Origin of the sequence: Elioraea sp. (genome assembly GCF_022842375.1) — a bacterium.
GTDB lineage: Bacteria > Pseudomonadota > Alphaproteobacteria > Acetobacterales > Acetobacteraceae > Elioraea_A.
Genome location: NZ_JALHPR010000066.1, coordinates 1 through 4,728, shown reverse-complemented (window position 1 = coordinate 4,728; position 4,728 = coordinate 1). Strand labels below are relative to the sequence as shown.

The window sequence follows — 4,728 nt, the reverse complement described above, 5'->3', positions numbered from 1 at the left end:
ACCCGCGCGCCGGCATCGACAATGAGCGCACGCGGCAGCAGCGACCGGTTCCGCGCCGCGAGCGCCGGAGCGTTGCGCAGCACGCCGGCCAGCGCCAGCGCCGTGCCCGCGTGCCGCACCGCCCTCCTGCTCGCGGCATCCTCCACGCCGATGGCATCGAGGGCGATGCGCATCAGCCCCCCCGCACTCGCCGCCGCATAGGCCTCGAGCGCAACGGGGTCGGGCACCCCCGCCTCGTCGAGCTCGAGCTCACGCGCCGTGATCACCGCGTCGAACATGGCGGGGTCGAGCCCGCGTGCCGCGATCAGCCGGCCGAGCGGCTCGGCCACGGGATGGCGCCGCACCCGGCCATGCGCCCCCTCCTCCGCCACCTCGCGCCACCACTGCAGCCTGAGCATGCCAAGCCCAGGCTCTTTCACCGACGCCGCCACGCGGGCCAACTCGGCGTTGAACGCGTAGAGCACCGCCAGCGGCTCGCGCACCGGCGCCGGGCTCGCCAGCACGCAGAGGAAACGATCGGGGTCTGCCTCGCGCAGGTGGTGGATGATCGGGCTTGGTTCGCTCACACGGCGAAAGATGGGCGAGCGCACGCAACCACGCCAGACCTCGCGCGGTTGACGATGCGGGCGCCCCCCCTTAGGTCAATGGCGCACGCCGATCGGACAACAAAACCCCGGAGAGACCCGACATGGCCTTCACGCTTCCCTCCCTCCCCTATGCGATCGATGCGCTCAGCGCATCCGGCATGCAGCAGGAGACGCTCGAGCTCCACCACGGCAAGCACCACCAGGCCTATGTCACGGCGCTGAACGGCTTCGTCGAGAAGAACCCCGCCCTGCAGGGCAAGTCGCTCGATGAGATCGTGCTGATGAGCTACGGCAAGCCAGACATGGCGGGCGTGTTCAACAACGCCGGCCAGCACTGGAACCACAACCTCTTCTGGCCCTGCATGAAGCCCAATGGTGGCGGCGCGATGCCCGGCAAGCTCGAGGCCAAGATCACGTCCGATTTCGGCTCGGTCGATGCCTTCAAGGACGCGTTCAAGCAGGCCGGCATCACCCAGTTCGGCTCAGGCTGGGCCTGGCTCGTCGTTGGCAAGGACGGCAAGCTTGCCTGCACCAAGTCGCCCAACGGCTCCAACCCCGTCGCCGAAGGCACCGGCACGCCGATCCTCGGCGTCGACGTGTGGGAGCACAGCTACTACCTCGACTTCCGCAACCGCCGCCCCGACTACCTGACGAACTTCATCGAGAAGCTCGCCAACTGGGACTACGTCGACAGCCTCCTCGCCAAAGCCTGAGGCCGCACCGCGGCCCCGGATCAGGGTGGCCGGCCTCGTTGGGCCGGCCACAGCTTCACAGGCGACATGAAAAAGGGGCGGGTCCGTGAGGGCCCGCCCCTTTCGGCGTCCAGCCTGTGCGAGGCTGATCAGTCCTGCTTCTGCGGCGCCGGGTCGTTGGCAGGTGCGGGCTCCGGCGCCTTGTCCTCGGCGCGGCCCTTGCCCTTCGGCGCCGGCTCGTTGTCCTGTTTGCCCTCCGGCTTCGGTGGCGCCTCGGCCGGGTCGCGCAGCACCGATTGGATCGTGCCCTTGACGATCTTCACCCGGATGTCCTTGGCGATTTCGGCGACCACCTCCTCGCTGTCGGGAGCAACGCGCACCACGGTGGCGATCACGCCGCCACCGGTGACGATCCTGTCGCCGCGCTTGAGGTCGATGAGCATCGCCCGATGCTCCTTCGACTTCTTCTGCTGCGGCCTGATCAGGATGAAGTAGAACACCACGAAGATCAGGACGAGCGGCAGAAGGCTCATCAGCCCGCCCGTCGGGTCACCGCCGGACTGGGCATAGGCGGGGGAAATCAGCATCGTCTCACTCCGGTCGGTCTTTGTCTGGAAGGGCGCGGACCATAGCAGCGGCCCGCGAAGCTTCCTAGGCGGCCCGCTTCCCAGGCGGCCTGCTTCCCGGACAGCCGGGTTCCCTGCGCCGGCAGCACCTGTAAGCTGTGGGCAACAGGGGAAGGAACCACCATGGCCTATGCCGCCTTCGATCTCACTGGGCGCCGCGCGCTCGTCACCGGTGCGACCCGCGGCATCGGCCGCGCAATCGCCGAGGCGCTCGGTGCCGCGGGCGCCACCGTCCTCGTCAACGGCCGCAACCCGGCCGGCGTTGACCTCACCGTCGCAGCACTCCGCGCGCTCGGCATCGCCGCCGAACCGCTCGCCTTCGACGTGACCGATGCCGCCGCCGCCGAGGCCGCGATCGCCGGCGCCGGGCGGATCGACATCCTCGTCAACAACGCCGGCATCCAGCACCGCGCGCCCGCCGTGGAGTTCCCCGATGATGCGTGGGACGCGATCATCGACAGCCACCTGACGAGCGTGTTCCGCCTCATCAAGCGCGTCGCACCCCAGATGCTGGCGCGGCGGTCTGGCAAGATCATCAACCTTGGCTCGCTGCTGTCGGAACTCGGCCGCGCCAACATTCCTGCCTACGGCGCCGCCAAGGGCGGTGTGCGGATGCTCACGCGATGCCTCGCCACCGAGTTCGCGCCGCACAACGTGCAGGTGAACGCGATCGGGCCGGGCTATGTGCGCACCGAGATGAATACCGCGCTGATCGAGAACACAGGCTTCAACGCTTGGGTGTGTGCCCGCACCCCGGCCGGCCGCTGGGCCGAGCCCGAGGAGATCGCAGGTGCCGCCGTGTTCCTCGCCTCCGATGCGGCCAGCTACGTCACCGGCCAGATCCTCTATGTCGATGGCGGGGTGACGGCGTCGCTGTAGCGCAGTAGACAGCGCCCGCCATGAACGACGCACCCAACCTCGCACCCCTGCTCGCCCGCATCGCCGATGCGCTCGAGCGCCTGGCCCCCCCGCCGCCGCCCCGCCCCGATATCGGCGCGGCGGATGCCTTCGTGTGGCAGCCCGACCCAGGCACGCTCTCGCCGGTGCCGAAGGTCAATGCCGTGCCGCTGACCCTGCTCCAGGGTGTGGAGCGGCAGCGCGACCAGCTGCTCGAGAACACGCGCCGCTTCGCGCGCGGCCTGCCGGCCAACAACGCCCTGCTCTGGGGCGCGCGCGGCATGGGCAAGTCGAGCCTGGTGAAGGCTGTTCACGCCGCCGTCGATGCGGAAACCAGGCAGACCGGGGGCGTCGCGCTGATCGAGATCCACCGCGAGGACATCGCTACCCTCCCTGCCCTGCTGACCCTGCTCCGCGGCGTGACGCGGCGTGCCGTGCTATTCTGTGACGACCTTTCGTTCGATGCCGGCGAGACCGACTACAAGAGCCTGAAGGCGGTTCTCGAAGGCGGCGTCGAGGGCAGGCCCGAGACGGTGATCTTCTACGCCACCTCGAACCGCCGCCACCTGCTGCCGCGCGACATGATCGACAACGAACGGTCCTCGGCCATCAACCCCGGCGAGGCGGTCGAGGAGAAGGTGTCGCTGTCGGACCGCTTCGGCCTCTGGCTCGGCTTCCACCACTGCGACCAGGCGACCTATTTCGCGATGGTCGAGGGCTATGCCGAGGCGTTCGCCTTGAAGGTCCCGGCTGACGAATTGAAGCGCCAGGCGGCTGAATGGTCGGTCACGCGAGGGTCACGCTCCGGCCGCGTGGCGTGGCAGTTCGTGCAGGACCTTGCCGGCCGCCTCGGGATCGCGATCTGAGACCTTCCCGCCGGGGCCGGATCAGTTCGCGATGATGCGGGTCTGCGGCGCGGCGGCAGGCGCCGGGGCCCGCACCTGTTCGGGCGGCCGCGTCTCGCCGGCATCGACCGGCACGCACATGCCGACAGGGCGCGCGTCCTGCGGACAATCGGCGCGGCCATCGGCGACGCGGCGCCAGTCATTGGTGCGGCAGCCGCAACCCCGGGTGCAGTAGCCGACCGTCCGCCCGTCCGCCGTGATCAGCGTGTTCACCCGGTCGGGTCTGGCGACGAGGTTCGGATGGATCTGCAGGTTCTGCCAGCTGATCGGGCGTGAGCTCGACCAGGCCAGTCCCTTGGCCTCGCACTCGGCATCCCGCGCGGGGCCTGCATTGAGTGGCAGGGACGCAGGCTCCCACGGGGTTGCGCAACCGGCGAGGGAAAGCGCCATCAGGGCAACAACGGCGAGTGCACGGAGGGGACGGAACATCATGGGGCTATGTCCTGGCAACGTGGGGTTGCCACCATGAGTAGCACATGGAAACTATTTTGCAAGCAAATTACGAAAATAGAGACGTCTCAAAACATGCCTATCGTCCTGCGATTGCTCGCTCAAGGTGTGCGGCCGGATCGACGGGCTTGCCGTCGCGACGAACCTGGAAGTGGAGTTGCGGCGAACCGACCGCCCCGGTGCTGCCCACCCGGGCGATCTCCTCGCCCAGCCTCACCCTCTGCCCCTGTTTCACAAGCACCCGATCCGTGTGCCCGTAGGCCGTCACCCACCCGCTGTCATGACGGACGAGGACAAGGTTGCCGAAGCCACGCACCTCGTTGCCGGCATAGAGGACGACGCCATCCGCGGCCGCGCGCACGGGCGTTCCGCGCGGGGCGGCGATGTTGAGCCCGTCATTCACCATCCCGCCTCCCTTGCTGCCGAAGCCTGACACGACCTCGCCACGCACCGGCCAGGCGAAGCGGCCGGGCGGCAGGCGACGCGCCGCAGGCTCGGCCGTCGGACGGATCGGCGGCTCGGCGCCTGGCCCACCCTCGGCCACGCGCTGCGGCCCGAGATCGGAAGAGCA

At 69.1% G+C, this 4,728-nt stretch carries 7 protein-coding genes; 3 read left to right on the top strand and 4 right to left on the bottom strand.

Translation table 11 applies throughout. The annotated features are described in order from the left end of the window. Nucleotides 1–590 (bottom strand): squalene/phytoene synthase family protein (locus Q0C38_RS23005; RefSeq protein WP_291299474.1); only part of this gene is annotated, 590 nt, incomplete at its 3' end. 98 nt (nucleotides 591–688) lie between these two features. On the opposite strand from Q0C38_RS23005, the gene Q0C38_RS23000 reads away from it, so the two are divergent. Next, the gene (locus tag Q0C38_RS23000; protein ID WP_291299473.1) at nucleotides 689–1,300 is read left to right on the top strand and encodes a superoxide dismutase; all 612 of its coding nucleotides are present in this window, start codon (nucleotides 689–691) and stop codon (nucleotides 1,298–1,300) included. 128 nt (nucleotides 1,301–1,428) lie between these two features. On the opposite strand, the gene yajC is transcribed toward Q0C38_RS23000, so the two are convergent. Then, nucleotides 1,429–1,866, bottom strand: a complete 438-nt coding sequence (yajC, locus tag Q0C38_RS22995) for a preprotein translocase subunit YajC (RefSeq protein WP_291299472.1) — start codon at nucleotides 1,864–1,866, stop codon at nucleotides 1,429–1,431. Between the two features lie 162 nt (nucleotides 1,867–2,028). On the opposite strand from yajC, the gene Q0C38_RS22990 reads away from it, so the two are divergent. Next, entirely contained in the window at nucleotides 2,029–2,784 is a 756-nt protein-coding gene (locus tag Q0C38_RS22990; protein ID WP_291299471.1) for an SDR family oxidoreductase, read from the top strand. A 20-nt stretch (nucleotides 2,785–2,804) separates the two neighbouring features. Further along, a complete protein-coding gene (locus Q0C38_RS22985) occupies nucleotides 2,805–3,668 on the top strand; it encodes an ATP-binding protein (protein WP_291299470.1) in 864 nt (287 codons plus the stop codon). Nucleotides 3,669–3,689: 21 nt separating this feature from the next. Here Q0C38_RS22985 and Q0C38_RS22980 read toward each other — a convergent pair whose 3' ends face one another. Continuing rightward, nucleotides 3,690–4,139 (bottom strand): hypothetical protein, encoded by a 450-nt coding sequence (locus Q0C38_RS22980; protein ID WP_291299469.1) that lies wholly within the window; start codon nucleotides 4,137–4,139, stop codon nucleotides 3,690–3,692. 97 nt (nucleotides 4,140–4,236) lie between these two features. Further along, nucleotides 4,237–4,728: murein hydrolase activator EnvC (locus tag Q0C38_RS22975; RefSeq protein ID WP_291299468.1), on the bottom strand; the 492-nt coding region annotated here is incomplete at its 5' end.